At 70.7% G+C, this 16,419-nt stretch carries 12 protein-coding genes and 3 pseudogenes; 8 read left to right on the top strand and 7 right to left on the bottom strand.

The annotated features are described in order from the left end of the window. Window positions 1-101: 101 nt before the first annotated feature. Window positions 102-651 (top strand): annotated as a pseudogene (locus ACZ4VL_RS33885) (IS5 family transposase); the annotation flags it as partial. 246 nt (window positions 652-897) lie between these two features. Beyond that, window positions 898-1,767, top strand: a complete 870-nt coding sequence (locus ACZ4VL_RS33880) for an IS5 family transposase (protein ID WP_468207867.1) — start codon at window positions 898-900, stop codon at window positions 1,765-1,767. A gap of 56 nt (window positions 1,768-1,823) precedes the next feature. Here the strand turns inward: ACZ4VL_RS33880 and ACZ4VL_RS33875 are convergent, their stop codons facing one another. Beyond that, complete coding sequence (locus tag ACZ4VL_RS33875) at window positions 1,824-2,651, bottom strand: hypothetical protein (RefSeq protein ID WP_468207865.1); 828 nt, start codon at window positions 2,649-2,651, stop codon at window positions 1,824-1,826. Between the two features lie 437 nt (window positions 2,652-3,088). On the opposite strand from ACZ4VL_RS33875, the gene ACZ4VL_RS33870 reads away from it, so the two are divergent. From ACZ4VL_RS33870 to ACZ4VL_RS33860, 3 genes are all read left to right on the top strand, one after another. Then, window positions 3,089-3,643: a hypothetical protein gene (locus tag ACZ4VL_RS33870; RefSeq protein ID WP_468207862.1), complete on the top strand. Its 555-nt coding sequence runs from the start codon at window positions 3,089-3,091 to the stop codon at window positions 3,641-3,643. 377 nt (window positions 3,644-4,020) lie between these two features. Continuing rightward, window positions 4,021-4,350: a trypco2 family protein gene (locus ACZ4VL_RS33865; RefSeq protein ID WP_468207860.1), complete on the top strand. Its 330-nt coding sequence runs from the start codon at window positions 4,021-4,023 to the stop codon at window positions 4,348-4,350. A 31-nt stretch (window positions 4,351-4,381) separates the two neighbouring features. Further along, a complete protein-coding gene (locus ACZ4VL_RS33860) occupies window positions 4,382-7,804 on the top strand; it encodes a tetratricopeptide repeat protein (RefSeq protein ID WP_468207858.1) in 3,423 nt (1,140 codons plus the stop codon). Between the two features lie 949 nt (window positions 7,805-8,753). Here the strand turns inward: ACZ4VL_RS33860 and ACZ4VL_RS33855 are convergent. Then, a pseudogene (locus tag ACZ4VL_RS33855) lies at window positions 8,754-8,909 on the bottom strand (MerR family DNA-binding transcriptional regulator); the annotation flags it as partial. A 221-nt stretch (window positions 8,910-9,130) separates the two neighbouring features. On the opposite strand from ACZ4VL_RS33855, the gene ACZ4VL_RS33850 reads away from it, so the two are divergent. From ACZ4VL_RS33850 to ACZ4VL_RS33840, 3 genes and pseudogenes are all read left to right on the top strand, one after another. Continuing rightward, the gene (locus tag ACZ4VL_RS33850; protein ID WP_468207855.1) at window positions 9,131-10,771 is read left to right on the top strand and encodes a carboxylesterase/lipase family protein; all 1,641 of its coding nucleotides are present in this window, start codon (window positions 9,131-9,133) and stop codon (window positions 10,769-10,771) included. Window positions 10,772-11,023: 252 nt separating this feature from the next. Further along, a pseudogene (locus ACZ4VL_RS33845) lies at window positions 11,024-11,245 on the top strand (hypothetical protein); the annotation flags it as partial. A 118-nt stretch (window positions 11,246-11,363) separates the two neighbouring features. Continuing rightward, window positions 11,364-11,786 (top strand): hypothetical protein, encoded by a 423-nt coding sequence (locus ACZ4VL_RS33840; protein ID WP_468207852.1) that lies wholly within the window; start codon window positions 11,364-11,366, stop codon window positions 11,784-11,786. Between the two features lie 392 nt (window positions 11,787-12,178). Here ACZ4VL_RS33840 and ACZ4VL_RS33835 read toward each other — a convergent pair whose 3' ends face one another. From ACZ4VL_RS33835 to ACZ4VL_RS33815, 5 genes are all read right to left on the bottom strand, one after another. After that, on the bottom strand, window positions 12,179-12,466 hold the full coding sequence (locus tag ACZ4VL_RS33835) for a hypothetical protein (RefSeq protein ID WP_404240671.1): 288 nt from the start codon (window positions 12,464-12,466) through the stop codon (window positions 12,179-12,181). 63 nt (window positions 12,467-12,529) lie between these two features. Continuing rightward, window positions 12,530-12,715, bottom strand: a complete 186-nt coding sequence (locus tag ACZ4VL_RS33830; protein WP_468207848.1) for a hypothetical protein — start codon at window positions 12,713-12,715, stop codon at window positions 12,530-12,532. A 250-nt stretch (window positions 12,716-12,965) separates the two neighbouring features. Next, on the bottom strand, window positions 12,966-13,172 hold the full coding sequence (locus ACZ4VL_RS33825; protein WP_468207845.1) for a hypothetical protein: 207 nt from the start codon (window positions 13,170-13,172) through the stop codon (window positions 12,966-12,968). Window positions 13,173-13,260: 88 nt separating this feature from the next. Further along, window positions 13,261-13,449 carry a hypothetical protein gene (locus ACZ4VL_RS33820; protein ID WP_468207843.1) on the bottom strand — a complete coding sequence of 63 codons (189 nt, stop codon included), beginning with the start codon at window positions 13,447-13,449 and terminating at the stop codon, window positions 13,261-13,263. 301 nt (window positions 13,450-13,750) lie between these two features. Next, entirely contained in the window at window positions 13,751-16,357 is a 2,607-nt protein-coding gene (locus ACZ4VL_RS33815) for a cyanobactin maturation protease PatG family protein (RefSeq protein ID WP_468207840.1), read from the bottom strand. Between the last annotated feature and the right edge of the window lie 62 nt (window positions 16,358-16,419).

Raw genomic sequence — 16,419 nt, 5'->3', positions numbered from 1 at the left:
TCGCTCTCCCCCCCCCCCCCCTCCTCCTCCCCCCCCCCCCCCCCCCCCCCCCCCCTCCCCCCCCCCCCCCCCCCCCCCCCCCCCCCCCCCCCCCCCCCCCCCACCGCGTCATCCTCGACGAACTCGGCGCCCGTGGGGAACTGGACTGGTCGCGCTGCGCGATCGACTCCGTCAGCATGCGGGCTGCAAAGGGGGGCCTCTGACGGGACCGAATCCGACCGATCGCGGCAAGCCTGGATAGAAAATTCACTTGATCACCGATCGGAACGGACTGCCGCTCTCGCTCGGCATCTCGGGCGCGAACATGCACGACAGCCTCGGCCTGGAACCGCTCGTGCGCGGGATCCCGCCCATCCGTTCCCGCCGCGGCCCGCGCAGGCGACGGCCGGCGAAACTGCACGCCGACAAGGCTACGACTACGACCACCTGCGCCAATGGCTCCGTACACGCGGCATCCGCCACCGCATCGCCCGAAAGGGCATCGAGTCCTCGCAACGTCTCGGCCGCCACCGGTGGGTCGTCGAACGGATCGTGTCATGGCTCGCCGGCTGCCGCCGACTCCATCGCCGATACGAGCGCAAGGCCGACCACTTCCTCGCCTTCGTCGGCATAGCCGCAGCCCTCATCTGCCACCGCCGCCTCACCAAATGAAACGACGTCTTAGAGGTCGTTTTAATCTGCATAGGTCTATTTTGGTTCGATTTGCAAGATGGTCGGTCGTGGTGCGGTCGTGGCCACGCATGCAGTTGATGGCTGTGGGCCGGGTGGGGTGGCGGGTGGGGCGGGGCGGGTCTTGTTCCCGTCTCATTCCAAGATGTCCGGCCCTCGGTGGCCCGTGCTTCCGGTGTCGCGGCTGTGCGCCTGGGCGCACTCGGTCCGCGGCAGTACGCCGTATTCATGACGACGCGACGTCCGTATCCGAGTGACTTGTCCGATGCGCGCTGGGAGTTGATCGAGCCGGTGCTGTCCGCGTGGCGCTTCGAGCGCCGCGGCCGGGCTCTGGACTTCGGCCGGCCACCACGGCATGACCTGCGCGAGATCATGAACGCGATCCTCTACGTGGACCGCACCGGCTGCCAGTGGGCCTACCTGCCGCACGACTTCCCGCCGCACCAGAGCGTCTACGGCTACTTCGCCAGATGGGCGGAGGAGGGGATATTTGCCCAGCTCAACGGGCTCCTCCGCCAACTGCCGCGGGAGAAGGAAGGACGGGACGTGGAGCCATCGGCCTGCGTGATCGACGCCCAGAGCGTCAAGACCTCCACCAGCGTCCCTGCCGCAAGCCAGGGCATCGACGCCGGCAAGAAGATCGCGGGCCGCAAACGAAGCATCATCACCGACACCCTCGGACTCCTCCTCGCGGTGCTGGTCACCGCAGCCAACGTCCAGGACTCCGTCGCCGGCACCCGACTCATCGACCAGGTCGCCGCCGAACACCCCACCGTTCGGAAGGTGTGGGTCGACGGCGGCTACCGCCAACACCTCGTCGAGCACGCCGCCACCCTCGGCATCGACATGCAAATCACCGCCCGCAAGCCCGGGACCAGGGGATTCACCCCGATCCCGAAACGCTGGGCGGTCGAGCGGACCTACGGCTGGCTCATGCTCCACCGCCGCCTGACCCGCGACTACGAAACCCTTCCCGGACGCTCCGAGGCCCTGGTCAACCTCGCCATGACCGACCTCATGGCCCGCCGCCTCACCGGCGAGAACACCATCTCCTGGCGCGACCCAAAAACATCCACCAAATACCCCATACCAGGATGAAGCGGCGGGATAAAACGACCTCTTAGACGCGGGCGGGCAGCACCGGCCTCGCACGCTCAGGTTAGGGGCTTCGTCACGCGAGGCGGCAGGTATTTTGGGAACTTTCGTTCCAGTTCTTTCCTGACCTCACCTGAGGTCAATAGGTCCAGATTTTGTATCGCGCGAGCCTTCACCATGACCCCCTTGGGATCCAAGAGGCGGATCAGTGCTCTCAGATGAGCGCCGGCGATAATGAGGCGATCCCAATACAATGGATTCTCTGGGTGGGCATCGGCCACCATCTCGCGCAACTCCTTGAACCAGCGGGCGAACTGCTGGCCCTCCTGGTAGCGGATAGCGAATTCCGTGAAGTCCAGCACGCGAGGCGGGGAGCCCTCTTTCGTCATCGCCTCGCCGATGGCCGAGAGCATGAGGCGGGGCACCACACTTCGGGCCACGGCATCCTGGTCCTGGTGACCCTTAAAATATCCATGGCTTGTGAGTGCTCCAAAGACTCCGTACATCCGGCCGTTGAGTAGTTTGCCTCGCTTGATTGACTCGTAGGGCAGAAATCCGAACTCTCGCTCGATGATCCGAACCCAGCAGAGATGCGCGCCGAACACGTAAAGGGTGCTTAGGTGCATGTACTCGTCCTCAGTAAACCAGTTCTTTCCCTCATTGCGGATAAGGATGTTGATGCGTCGCTCGAGGGATTCAGCCGACCTGAGCAGCGGGGTCGAGTACTGGTTCAGCACCTTCTTTGTCTCGTGGCGGACGCCGAACCACGGACGCAGCATGTCCTCGAATACAAACTTCACCGACGCTCCGATAATAGCCCCTATGACAGCCGATACAGACAGCCAGGCGATGGCGCTGCCCTGAAGCAGTGCGGCGGTGGTGTTCATCGCTACGGTCGATTCACTATCGCTGATCTAAGGTACAGTCTTCAGTGGGATGCAGCAGTATGTGGCGGACGACCGCCGTCAACTCCGGCATGGAGATAGAAAGACTGTGCCCACGCCAAAGACCTGATGTGCAGTGTGGCAGGTGACGACCAGACGTCCACGGTGGGCGTATTGACCGCGGGCGCATTAAGAGAAAGATATAAGCTGAATGGAGCGCCGTAATCGCCACCTACATCAATGTCGCACTGTCGCTGGCTGGGCGCCAACGGGGACGCGGGACTTCTCGTTTCGGCTAACGCTCGGCGTCGAAGCCAGGCAGGTGTCCGCCGCGTGAGCCGTGCCGCTTCCGGTTGCAGACATGCTCCACTCTCGATGGGATCATCGCGCCTATCCGGGATGATCGGCATACCCAGAGTGACAGGGTTGCGGTTGCGGGTTTGGGCGAGGCGGTTCAAGGGATTCAAGCTTGTCACGGACAGTTCCCAGGCTGGTCTGGAGGCCTGGACCTCGCCGGGCGAGCCGTTGACGCGGGCCACCTCGATACGGTCGCCGAGGTTGCGGATGATCTCTTCCAGACGTCGACGCCGTTGTGGGTCGAATCGGAGTATCACAAAGGCCAGCAGACCGCCGCCGCAAAAGGCAACCACGGCGGGCGCTCCAAGGTCATCGACGACAACTCGCTGCTGTTCGCCTATGCGCTGAAGGACCGCGGCGTTCCCGCCCCCCGAGACCGCGGCAAGCTCACCATCAAGACCGGCAAGGACGCGGCAAGCACCCCTCTGTCGCCTCCCTGCACCGGGTGCTCGCCGAGACCGAAGAAGCCGCCAGGTCCGACGATGCACAGGTGTCGTGCTCGATGGCAGCAAGCCGGTCGCTTCCGTCGATCCGTCAGGTCGCCTTCCAGCGAGCGGCCGAATCCGGACGCAGACTGGAACATACCCGCACACAACCGTGTACGGCTCGACAACTTCATCGAGCAGCGACCGGCATGAGCCGGTGTCGCCCGGGCCGCCCTCGCGCTCAGGGCTGCCGATGGAGGGTGTGGAGGGCGGCCGGCGGGTTGTCGAGGTGCTGGAGCAGGCGGGTGTTCTCCGTGACGAGGCGGTGGTTGTCGAGGCGGGCCCGCCCCTGGGCGCAGCGGACAGTGCCGTGCGGAGCGGTGCCTGCTACGCGACCAGCGTCGCGTAGCGCCTGGACACGCCCGGCGCCCGCGCGTTCCTCGCCCCGTTCGCCCCGCTGCCGTAGCGGGCAACCGCCCTGCGCCCCGGCCGAACTCGGACAACTGTTCATGACCGCCTGCGCAGGGCGGTGCCGTGCCCCTACGCTCGGCCTGGGCAGACGTGCAATCGACGGTGACGGGGTGGGATGCGTGGAGATCGGGTTGGCGGACGCGGTGGCGGCGGTGCGGGACGAGCTCCTGGAGGCCGCGGCGCGCGGTGCGGGACACGAGATCTCGTTCGTGGTCGGGCCGGTGGAGATGGAGTTCGAGGTCGAACTACGCGCCGATGCGCGGGCGAAGGCGGGCTTCCGGGTGTGGGCCGTGACGGCGGAGGCGGAGGCCGGGGTGACCCGCGGCCGGACGCACCGGGTGTCGTTCACCCTCACCCCGAGGAGTCCCGCCGGCGGCGATCTGCTGGTCAGCGGGGGCGCGGACCGGCCGGCCGGTCCCGGCGACGTGAGCGGCCGGATCCAGGACTGACCGGGCGTCGGCGTACGGAACGGGGGATGCGATGAGACGGGATCGTCTGGTCGCGGTCGGAGGACCGGGCGGGCCGGGCTCGGGGTACGTGATCGGTCCGCGGCTGGTGCTGACCTCGGCACACGTGGCCGGTCGCCGCGGCACGCTGGTGCAGGTGTTCCGCCCGGGCGGCGACGCGGTGTTCGGCGGGGCCGTGGTGTGGTGCGGCACGCCCGGTGGGCGCGACGATGCGGCCCTGGTGGAGGTGGACGACGCCGGGTGGCGGCCACCGGCGGGCGCGGGGGTGCACTGGGGCCGCCTGGTGACCGAGCAGCCCGGCCAGCCCTGCGCGACCTGGGGCGTACCGGACGTGGTGCAGCGGCCGGGGGCGGCGGTGGAGGCCGCACAGCTGGCGGGGACGGTGAATCCGGGCAGTGGCTTCGTGGCCAACCGGCACGTGATGGACCTCGGCCCCTATCCGCCGGTCTGGCCGACCGACGGGTCGTCGCCGTGGGGCGGGCTGTCAGGGGCCGCGATGTTCTGCGGCCGCCTGCTGACCGGGGTGGTCGCGGCCGACGCGGGCCGCTCCGGGCATGCCGCGCTCTCGGTGGTGCCGGCGTACGTGCTGCACCACGACGCGGAGTTCCGGGCCGTGCTGGCCGAGCACTGCGCTGGTGCGATGGTGCTCGAAGCGGTCGAGTTCCAGGTCGTGGCCGAGGCCGGTCCGGTGGCGCCGGCCGGCGGTCTGGGCTCGGCGGCGGCGCTGCTGCAGGCGGGCCGGCAGGTCGTGGCGTTCCACGGCCGCGAGGAACTGCTGGGCCGGTTGGCTCGCTGGTGCCGGCAGGAGGGATTCGGCAGCTGGCTGCTGCACGGCCCGGCCGGGCAGGGGAAGACCCGGCTGGCCCACCAGCTCGCCGCCACCCTGGCCCCGGACGGCTGGGCGGTGCTGTGGCCGCGCGCCAGTGCCACCCCGGCAGAACTGCGGGCGGTGGGCCGGGCCGCCAAGCCGCTGCTGGTGGTGCTGGATTACGCGGAGACCCGCGCGGCACAGTTCGCCGCGATCCTGGAGGCCGCAGCCGAGCACGGGGGTGCCACGCCGTTCAAGGTTTTCCTGCTGGCCCGGACGGCCGGGGACTGGTGGGCCAGCGCGCAGGCAGCGAGCCGTACCGCCGAAGAACTACTCGACGGCACCCCGGTGGCCGCGCTGCCGGCGCTGGAGAGCGATGCGGCCGCGCGTCCGGAGGCGTACCGGCGGGCGGCGGAGGCCTTCGCGGCCGCGCTGCCCGAGGTGCGCGGCCGGCAGGGGCCCGACTGGCCGGCGCTGGCCGCCGCCCTCCCCTCCCTTGAGGTGAACCGGGCGAGCATGGACAACGCGCTGACCCTGCACATGACCGCCCTGGCCGATCTGCTGGACGCCGCCGACCCCGGTCCGGCCGAGGACGGGGCGGGCCCCGCGGCCGGCGTCGAGGACCGCCTGCTCCTGCACGAGCGCCGCTACTGGGAGCAGAGCGCGACTGCCTGCGGTCTCAGTCCGGCGCTGAGCACGGCCACTCTCGATGCCGCGCTCGCCGCCGCCCTGCTGGTGGGGGCCGCCGGCCGCGATCAGGCCGCCGAGGTCCTGCGCAAGGTCGGCGGGCTGGCCGACCAGCCGCGCGACCGCCGCGATGCCGTCCTGGCCTGGATCGCCGCCCTCTATCCGTCGGCCGATTCGGGTCCGTGGGGCAGCCTGCAGCCCGACCGGCTGACGGAGCGTCTGATCGGCCGCCGCCTGGAAGCGCACCCCGGGCTCGCCCACGACCTCGTACCGGGCATCACCGAAGAGCAGGCGGCCCGGCTGCTGACCCTCTACAGCCGCGCGGCCGCGCACGCCGTCTTCGCGGGGCAGCTCGACGACCAGCTGACCGCGCTGTGCGTCCGGCACCGCACCGTCCTGGCACCCACGGCGATGGCCGCCGCCACCCAAGTGGAACGTCCCGGCCCGCTCGTGGCCGGCCTGCAGCAGATCGCCGCGGATCCCCGGACCCCGCTGGACACCCTCAGGCAGCTCGACGACCGAGTCCCGCGCAGCCAGCGCCTGGCCGTCTGGGCATGCGACCTGGCCTGGCACCTGGTCGCCCGCCACCGCGGCCTCCCCCACACCCCCGACCTGGTGTGGAGCCTGCATTCCCTCTCCTCGCGCCTGGCAGCTCTGGACCGGCGGGAGGAGGCGCTGGCCCCCGCCGAGGAAGCCGTCACCGTCGCCCGTTCCCTGGCGGACTCCGTCCCCCTGATCGCGAGCCTGAACGCGTACGCCGACCGGCTGCGTGACCTCGGGAGCCGTGAGGAGGCCCTGGCCGCGATCACGGAGGCCGTGGCGCTCTCCCGCGGCCTGGGCGGCGGCCGCACCCCCGACCTCGTCGAGAGTCTGAACAAGCTCGCCACCCTGCTGGGTGATCTCAGGCGGCAGGAGGCGGCGCTGGCCGCGTCCGAGGAGGCGGTGCGCCTGCGTCGCGAGGCCGGGGCAGGGTCGGACGCCGAGGCCCGGCAGCTCGCCCGGAGCCTGAACGTCCACTCCGAACGCCTGTGGGACCTGGGCCGGAAGGAGGAGGCCATGGAGGCGCTCATCGAAGCCGCCCGGCTGCACGACGGCATGGCCGGTGCAGGCTCTGCGCACTCCCCCGCTCACGTCGCGACGCTGAGCGAGATGGCGGTCAAAGGTGCGGAGATGGGCTGGCTGAAGGGGGCCCTGTCGGTGGCCGAACGCGCGGTGCACCTCAGCCGCGCCATGGCCAGGACCCGTCCCGACGCCCACCTGCCCCAGCTGGCCCAGAGTCTGGGCCGGCTGGCCTGGGCCCTGGAGGACTCGGGCCGGAAGGAAGAGGCCCTGGCCGCCGCCGAAGAGGCCCTGGCCATTCACCGGGGCTTGGTCGCCATCCATCCCGACGCCCACCTGATGGCGCTCAACGCGAGCCTGAGCACGGTCGCGGCGCTCCACGCGGCCCTGGATCGGCCCGAGCAGGCCCTCGCCGCCACCGAGGAGTGCGTACGGATCCTCCGCGGCCTGACGCGCGCCTACCCCGAGGCCCACCTGCCCCACCTGCCGGTGCAACTGCACACCCTCGGCACCCGGCTGGCGGCCGTGGGGCGTACGGAGCAGGCCCTGGAGGCCGTCGAGGAAGCCCTCCGTATCCGCCGCACCCTCGCCTCCCGCGACCCGGACGCCCACCTGCAAGGCCTGGCGAGCAGCCTGATCGCCGTGACGGTACGGCGGGAGCAGTCCGGCCGGCCGGGAGAGGCCCTCGCCGCCCTCGAGGAAGCCGTCGCCGTCTACCGCACCCTGGCCGCCACCCGCCCCGCCCACGTCCCCGACCTCGCCAATGCCCTGTACACGCTCTCCCGCAGGCTGGAGGGGCTGCACCGGTGGGACGAGGCCCTGGCCGCGGCCCGCGAGGCGTTCCGCCTCCTGCCCGAACTGGCGCTGTACGAGCGGCGCTGATCCGGCGGGCGTCGTGCGGGATCCCGGCGGGCCGGGGGTGCGGGCGCAGGTCTACGCCGATCTCCTGCGCGCGAGGCGGGAGCAGCTTGTCGGCGGTCCTGTCGAAGGCCGGAGGCCTGCCGCCCTTGCTGCCGAGGCGTTTGTGGTGGGCGATCTGGTCGGCCGGCTGCGGGATCACTGCCCGGATCTTGCGCATCGTTGCGGCGATCGACATGGACAGGCCGTCAGTGAGCCATCGATGTGCCACGGTCATGTTCAGGACGCGCCCGGCCGTAACAGTGCCGACCAGGGCCCAGTACCGCTCGAGTCGGGGGTCGAAGCCGGATGACCGTGACACCAGTCCGTGGAGGCGTGCGCGGAAGGCGGGGGTGTCCGACTCCCGTCGGGCTCGCGCGTGGGCGGACACGAACGCGTCCACCGCGTCGCCGGCACCGGGCGGCAGGTTTTGGTCCAGAGCGGCGGCCGTCAGCGCGGCGGCTTCGTCGATCTCCGCGTAGAAGGCCGGGCCGTCCCTCATCTCTTCGTCGTGGTCCTGGGTCCAGCGGGTGAAACCGGGCGTGGAGATGAGCAGGTGCAGCTCGGCGTAGGCCAGGGCCGAGGCGGGGACGGGGTCTTGCGGTGGGGCGGGGGCCAGCATGGAGACCATGATGTCGAGTCGAGGCCTGGGCATGGCCGCGGACAGCTCGCGGTACCAGTGATCAGTGAGCGTGCGGTGCGCCTCCGGGAGCTGCTGCACGCGGGAGAGTATTTCCAGGCGCCGAAGCCGTTCCTCGCCCGGGCAGTCGTCCAGTGCCTTGAGTGTGGCCTCGCGCCACCGCAGTTCGGTCAGTCGTTCCTGCACCGATTCAAGCTCGGTTGCCACCAGTTCGCCGAGTGTGCACTCCCCCGTGACCACCTGCGTGATCGTTGCGATCGGGGTGTCCAGCGCGCGCAGGCGTCTGATGAGCCGGATCCGCTCCCACGCCTCGGGGCCGTAGCGCCGATGACCGCCGGTGCTGCGAGCGGCTACCGGCAGCAGACCGCTGTCGGAGTAGTAGCGGAGCGTTTTGACGGGAAGGCCCGTTGCGGCCGCGAGTTCACCGATGCTCCACGTGTCTTGCGTCACAGTCCCTTGAATCTCCAGCGCGCGGGAGGTTCTAGCGTAGTGATCGCCGGCGGGTCAGTCCGCACCGTTCTCGCAGCTCAGGTGTCGTGCCGTCCTTGCCTGGACCGGTGTGGCCGCGTGCCACGGCGTCCCGTGGCGTCCCTTCCCGTCCCCGACCAAGAACGGTGGTACTCATGCCCCCGAGCACGTCACCACGTCCGTACCGAAAGGCCGGACTCCGCGTGGCGCTCCTCCCCCTGCTGTGCATGGTGGCGCTGGTGTCGGCCACCGCAGCACCCGCGGCCGCCGCAGGCCCCGGGTTCCCTGACTCCGACGGACAGGACCGTACGGTCGTACGGACGGAGCAGGGCCTGGTACACGGCATGTCCCACGGCTCGTACACCACCTTCGACGGCATCCCGTACGCCGCGCCGCCGACCGGACCGCTGCGCTGGCGTGCCCCCGTGCCCGCCGCTGCATGGCAGGGTGTCCGGGACGCGACGAGGCCGGCTGAACGCTGTGTGCAGATGCCGCCACCAGGTGCGAGCGGGGTCATCGGCTCGGAGGACTGCCTCTACCTCAACGTCACGGCGCCGGCGGCCGAGCCGGCTGCGAGGAAGCGGCCCGTGATGGTGTGGATGCACGGCGGTGCGTTCCTGGGCGGTTCCGGCAGTGACTACAACGCCGCACGGCTCGCGGTCCAGGGTGACGCCATCGTCGTCACGGTCAATTACCGGTTGGGGATCTTCGGCTACTTCGGCCACTCCGGGTTGGGCGCCGCCCCGCCGTTCGGCCTGGCGGACCAGCAGGCCGCCCTGCGCTGGGTACGGGCGAACGCGGCGCGTTTCGGCGGCGATCCGCACAGTGTCACGCTGTTCGGTGAGTCCGCGGGCGCCCTCGGCATCTGTGCCCACCTCACCTCGCCGACAGCCGCAGGACTTTTCCAGAGGGCCGTCCTCCAGAGCGGTTCCTGCCTCACGTCGTTCCCCCGCGGCGCGCTCGCCCCCGGAACACCGGCGTACGAGCCGTTTGCCTCACAGGCCGATGTCCAGACGGCCGGTGCGGAAGCCGCCCGGCACCTGGGCTGCACGGCGGGCGGCGGGGACGAGGTTCTGGCGTGCCTGCGCGGCCAGAGCACGGATCGTCTCGCCACCCCACAGCTGATGCAGTCCTTCAACCGGCCCGCCTTCGGCAACGGGCTGCTGCCCGTGGCACCTGCCCAGGCGTTGGCGTCGGGACGCTTCCACCGCCTGCCGGTCATCCTGGGCACCAACCGCGATGAGATGCGGATGTTCGTCGGCCTGTCGCTCGCCGCGTTCCCGATCCGCACCGAGGACGACTACCGAGCCCGCTTGGCGGAAGCCTTCGGGGCCGCGGCCCCGGCCGTCGAGGCGCGGTATCCGGCAGCACACCATCCCTCTCCCGCGCTGGCCTGGGCGGCGGTGCTGACCGATCGGTCCTTCACGTGCACCACGCTGGCAGCCGGCCGGGCCATCGCGGCGCGCGCCCCCGGCCTCCCCCTCTACGGCTACGAGTTCAACGATCCGCACGCTCCCGTCCTCTCCGGCCTGCCGGCGAACCCGGGCTTCCCCTACGGCGCGGCGCACGGCTTCGAGATGCCGTTCCTGTTCACCCCGTTCCCCACCGAACGACCGCTGGACGACGGCCAGCGCGCCCTGTCGGACCGGATGGTCGGCTACTGGACGAACTTCGCACGCACCGGAAACCCGAACACCGCCGACGCCCCGCTCTGGCCCGCCCTCCGCGCTTCGTCACCTCACGCGCCGTCGGTGCAGTCGCTGGCTCCGGAGCCGGGCGGGATCCACCCTGTCGGCGCGTATTCCGCACACCGATGCTCGTTCTGGGACCGCCTGTCCCAGTGAGCCGCCCGCGCGGGGGTCCGTCTTCACATCAATCCTGCTCTGGGCACTATCAATGTAAAGACGGACCCCTGGCGATGTTTCTCGGATCTCGTGACGTGGGTGTGGGGGCAGGCCGATGCGGAGTGGGATCGCGCGGGAGTCGTTCTCCCCTCCCGGCGGGCCGCGTGGGGCCGGTGGAGTGATCACCGTCGGGTGATCACCGGGGTCCTCTGCCGAGTGCGGAGGCTCGCCACCGGCAGTGATGACACCACCGTGCGGATCAATGCCGTGGAGCCCGGCTACAGCGCGACGGACCTGAACCGGCACGAGCGCACGCAGACCGTCGAACAGGGCGCCGAGGTGATCGTTCGGACGGCTCGGCTGGGCCCGGACGGCCCGACCGGCGGCTACTTCGACGCGGCGGGCCCTCTGCCCTGGCGAGCGGCGGGTTCGCGTGCCGTCGCAGTCGGGGGTTCGTCCGCGGTCCGCCGGTGAGTGGCGGGAGCCCGGCCGGGCCCCTGCGCCCGGGCCGTTTCCGATAATGCGGGGATATGCCCCGTCGCTAGCGTCCGGTCGTCAACGCAGCACGAACACGACGAAGGGACATTGCGTCATGCGCAAGTTCATGGCCGCCGCCGCGGCCGCCGGCGCCTTACTCATGATCGGGGCCACCGCGAGCACCGCCTCCGCCGCCTCCGCCGACTGGATCCCCGACCCGAAGCCCTGGAACAAGAGCGTCGCCGGTGCGCACGGCTCGGGCATGATGACGGGCGTCTGGACGAACGAGAAAGGCACCATAACGGCCAAGGGCAAGCTGACCGTCACCGACCCCAAGGCCTGCTACACCATCGCCGTCGGTGTCGGGCTCCCCATCGGCAAGCCGAGGCACCTCGAGGTGTGGTCCAAGTCCCCGCAGAAGCAGTGCGGCCCCGGTACCTTGGAGGTCACTGCTTCCGTCGGCCCCGTCGCCTACTTCGACGGCCCCTGGGTCACCATCTGCAAGGACGGTGACGAGAGAAGCGCTTGCCAGCGCTGACGCACCGGCCCGGATGGCCTGTCCCCGGCCCGGCCCGGCTTCGCGCCGCACGTGTCGGCGCGAGAGGGTCGGGCACCGGCTCCGCGGAGGGGCCGGGACGGGGAGGTGGGGCGTATGCCGGCAGTGCGGCCACCGCAGGCGTGGTGCTCGTGACGGACGACGCCGCCATCCGGCGCTCGCTGGAGCGCGGGCTGCGGCTGAGCGGCTTCACCGTGCTGCCCACCCGGCCGCACCTGGTCGGCTGCCGCAAGGTCGCCGCGAGCGAGGTCGGCCAGCAGCTGGTGACCGGCTCCTGGCGGCACCGGATGCCAGGGCTGACGCTGAGGAGCGGGGAGCGACAGCGGTCTCCCCGGCCGCTGCCGCATAGGCGGCGGCCGGGGAGAGGCGCCTCCTTAGACTGGGCCGAGCCATGTACAGGATTCACCCGGCAAGCAGCTCCAGCCCCGGTCGTCCAGACCGTCCGAAGCGGACGGGTCCGCGACCACGGAGCCGAAGGTGGACTTGGGCGGGGGCTCCTCGACCACATAGCCCAACTTGTTCTGGTCCTCCTCGGGGTGATAGACGCGTACCACCCTCAGGAAGGGTTGATACGTGTCCCATCGGCGCTCCACCGTCCCCAGCACGGGGAAGTTGAGCCGGGCCCCGCGGTCCGCGGCGCCCTCTTCTGACTTGTCGTACATGCCACCGTCCTTTCCTGGCGTCGCCGACAAGCGGCGGAGGAACCCGCCGCTGGGACGCGGGCCTCACCTGAAAAGGCTTCCGATCGCCTTCGTGGCCAGGGGCAGCAGCCAGGCGAAGTCCGCCTCGACGCCACCGTTCTCGGTGCCCGCGGCCCTCGGGGCCGCAGGGGTGCGGTCGACCGCCGGCGCCTGGAAAGGCGTCCGCGGGGCGGCCGCCGTGGTCGCCCGGGGGGAGAAGTCCTCGTTCATGTCCGTGTCCGTTCCTCACTGTTCCAGGGCACTAGAAGTGCGGAAGTGTGTACATGGCCTTGCCGAACCGATCCCAGGGGAGAGCGAAATTCGCCTCGGCGCCCGGTGAGTCGGCGTCAGCACATGCCGGAGCGATCGGGCTCCGGTCGACCGCCGGCGACTGGAAGGGTGCCCGCAGGACGGCCGCCGGGCCGGCGCGGGGGGAGAAGTCCTCATTCATGTCCATGTCCTTTCTTGCGGTGCCGAGGCATCAGGCCCGGCTGGACAGCCAGGCGTCCAACATCCCCTTGGCTCCGTGGCCGATCAGGGTCCAGGGCATTTCCCAATTCGCCTCGACCCCTGGTGAGCCGGTGCCGTCGCGTGCCGGAGTGGTGGAGCTCCGATCGACCGCGGGCGCCTGGAAGGGCGTCCGCGGAGTGGCGGACGACACTGCGCTCTGCGGGATCTCTCTGTTCATCCCGGGGCGTCCTCTCAGGACGGTGCAGCGGCGGAGGGGGAACCAGGCGCCCGCCACCGCCGCCGCGACGGATGCTGCATGTCGGTCGCTAGAAGAGGACCTTCTTCGCGATGTTCCAGATGTCGCCCAGGCCGAAGTTGGCCTCGACGCCGTCACCGCCGTCGCCGGAGCCCTTGGGCCCGGTCGGGTCGCGGTCGATGGCGGGTGTCTGGAACGGCGTCCGCGGAGTGCCGGACGGAGCCGGCCGCTCCTCACGCCGCACAAACGGCTCTTTCATCTTTCTCACCTTTCACCTGGTGACTGACCGGCGGGCGGTTGCCGCCGGAGGCTGGTCTCATTGCTCTGCTCCCACTGGCGGGCGAATTCAGACCTCTTGCGACCGCTGCGCGTAACACATCTGCCGCGCGGGTCCCCAGAGCTCGGCGCAGCCCGAGCGGGACGCCTGCACGCCGTGGCCGTCGTGCCACTCCTGCGGCGCCTGCGAGGGTTCGCGGCAGACCGGGGGTGCCTGAAGGGGAAGTGAGGGAAGTACCGGGGTTCTGGTCTTGTCCATGGGGGCTCCTCGGCTGGGCCGGCAGTCAGACGCTGCCGATGAACGTGTGGACCGGAGCGAGGCTGACGGGCAGATCGTCGCTCACGTCGAAGGTGAACAGGTACGACACCGACGCCCGCTGGTCGTTCTCCGGGTCGAAGAAGGTCAGGGTGACGTCCTGGCAGTCCGAGCCGGGACGGCAGAAGGGGCTCTTGGAGACGCTGACGGTGTCCAGCGAGTAGAAGTTGTTGTTCTTGCCGGGGACGTGCTCCGCGGAGAGGATGCCGTCCTGGATCTCGGCGCCGACCAGGAACGCGTTGGTGCCCGCGGCGTTCAGGGCGCGGTCGCCGGAACTCTGTCCGAGGTTGCGGAACTTCCAGTAGATCTTGTCCAGCAGAGCGCGAATGCTCCGCTTGAGGAACTTCCCCTTCTCGCCGGCGAACTCGTCGCGGACCTTCTTCGCGGCGGCGTCCTGTGCCGCCTGGTTCCCACCGGCCGCGATGACCTCGTTGCGCGCATCCGCCACCTTCCTGTTGACCACTTCCGCGAAGACGGCGTTGACCAGCAGCGTCTCGTTCCAGGTGAACAGGCCGCGGCTCTTGACCTCGACCACAGGGACGACCTGGCCCGAGAACAGCCGGACGGTACGGTCCGTGAGGACTCCGGGTATCGAGACCCGGGAGACGAAGTCTTCGTCGTCCTTCTTCTTGGCCTGTCCGAGGAGCGCGTCCCGGAAGGTCCTGTAGACGAAGGAGACCGGCGGATACGAGAGCGTCTCGAGGAGTTGGGTGAGCTTCTTGGGATTGCGTGCGGCACCGGCCGCGATGTCGTGCACCTGTTCCGCGGTCATTTTGGGCTCGTCGATGATCGGCCGGGTCCAGTCCATGCCGACCGGCATCTCCGCCTCGAGGGCGTAGAGCGGCGTCGCGTCCGCGTTGAGTGTCCACGTCAGCTTGTCCGAGGCCCACGGGTTCTTGCTCAGGTAGGCGTGCAATTGCCTGGGGTCGTAGATGTTCGGCTGTTCCTCCCTCTCAGGCTGCCCGTCTGCTGCCGGAACGAAGTGGTGCGGCATCTGCTGACGGAAGCTGTCCCGGCGGGCCTCGGTCTGGAAGTCGAACCCGATGGTGCCGATCGCGTAGATCAACTGCTTCCCGGGAGTCGGCGGCGGGGCGGACGGGGCGGCACCGCCCCCGCTGGGCTGCCCGCCCGCGCCCCCGCAGGTACCGCCGCATCCGGCGCAGGACGGGCAGGCGCCGGTGTTCTCGGTGTAGGCGGCGGGTGCGGCGTAAGCCACAGGGGCCGCATAGGCGACAGGCGCGGCGGGTGCGGCGTAGACGGGAGGTGCCGCGTAAGCGGGGGGCGCAGTGGGGGCGGCGTAGACGGGGGGCGCGGCGGGAGCCGCGTAGGCCGAAGGTGCTGCGGGTCGGGCGTCCTGCGCCGCAGGCTGCACACCTGGCTGCATCGCCGCAGGCGTGGGCGGTACGGGCGGCGGCGGAGGGGGCGCGGGCCATGAGTCCGGGGGCGGGGGCACGGGAACCGGCGCCTCACCGGGGACCGGTGCCTGCGTCGGTGCGACCTGGGGGGCCGCGGTCTGCGGTGCGGGCGCCGCGGCCTCGGCGCCCGCAGGTGCCTGGGACATGGCTGCGGGCACGGCCTCGGACGGTTCCTCGGCGTGTGCGTGTACGGCGTGCGTGTCCATGACGATGGCTCTCTCTTTCTCTTCGGCGTGCGTCATCCTGGGAGCACCGGACGTCAGGCTTCCCTCCCCGCGGACCAGGGCGAACGCACCGGCGGCGTTCAGCCGGCCGCCGAGCAGCCGGCGGCACTCGGGTGAGTCGGCCGGGCCGCAGGGCGGACGGATCGCGGACTTGCGTACGGCGCGACCCGCGGCGAGCGGGTCGGCCTTGCGGCCTTCGGCCAGCTGCCGCGCGACCAGCAGAGCGACTACCCCGGTCACCGCCGGGGCGGCGAAGCTGCTGCCGGTCAGCGAGGCGACCGCGCCGCCGGGCGCGGCCCCCTGGATGTCCCGTCCGGGGGCCAGAACTCCGTTCAGCCGATACGCGCTGCCCCAGTTGTTGATGTCGAGCGGCGCTCCGGCGGCGTCGGCGGCCCCCACAGCGAGCACGGACGGCGTGGCAGCGGGGGCCTGCAGGCAGTCGCACCCGTCGTTCCCGACGGCCGCCACCACGAGCACGCCGCTGCGCTCGCACAACCGGAGCGCCCGCTCCAGCATGCTGTCCGGCGCCCCCTCGGGGGTCCGCTCCCCACCGCTGATGTTGATGACGTGGGCCCCCGCCTCCACGGCCTGTTCCACGGCCCGCGCCAGGTCCAGCTGTGGCACGCGCGTCACCCCCCGGCCGTCCGGGGACTCCCGGAACACCGGAAACAGCAGTCCCGTGCAGCGCGGCACGAGACCGGGCACCGGCGAGCCGGGCTGCCCGAAGAGCAGGCTCGTGACATGTGTGCCGTGCAGCGACATCGGCCCCGGACCGGCCGGGCCCGACACCAGAGTGGGCAGCCGGGTGAGGCTCGATCCCTCGAAGCAGGGGTGCGTCAGGTCCACCGGGCCGTCCAGGACCGCCACGCGCACGTCGGGGCTGCCGAGCAGCTCCTGCTCCCCAGCCATCCCGCGCACCACCGACCGGATGTCCATCTGAACCTCCGCATACCGCACTGTCTCGACGTGCACTGATCCGAACCGATGCGGACCGATGC

The sequence above is a fragment of the Streptomyces sp. NPDC029014 genome (assembly GCF_055564695.1).
The sequence above is the reverse complement of the archived record's forward strand: the minus strand, read 5'-3'. Positions and strand labels throughout refer to the sequence as shown.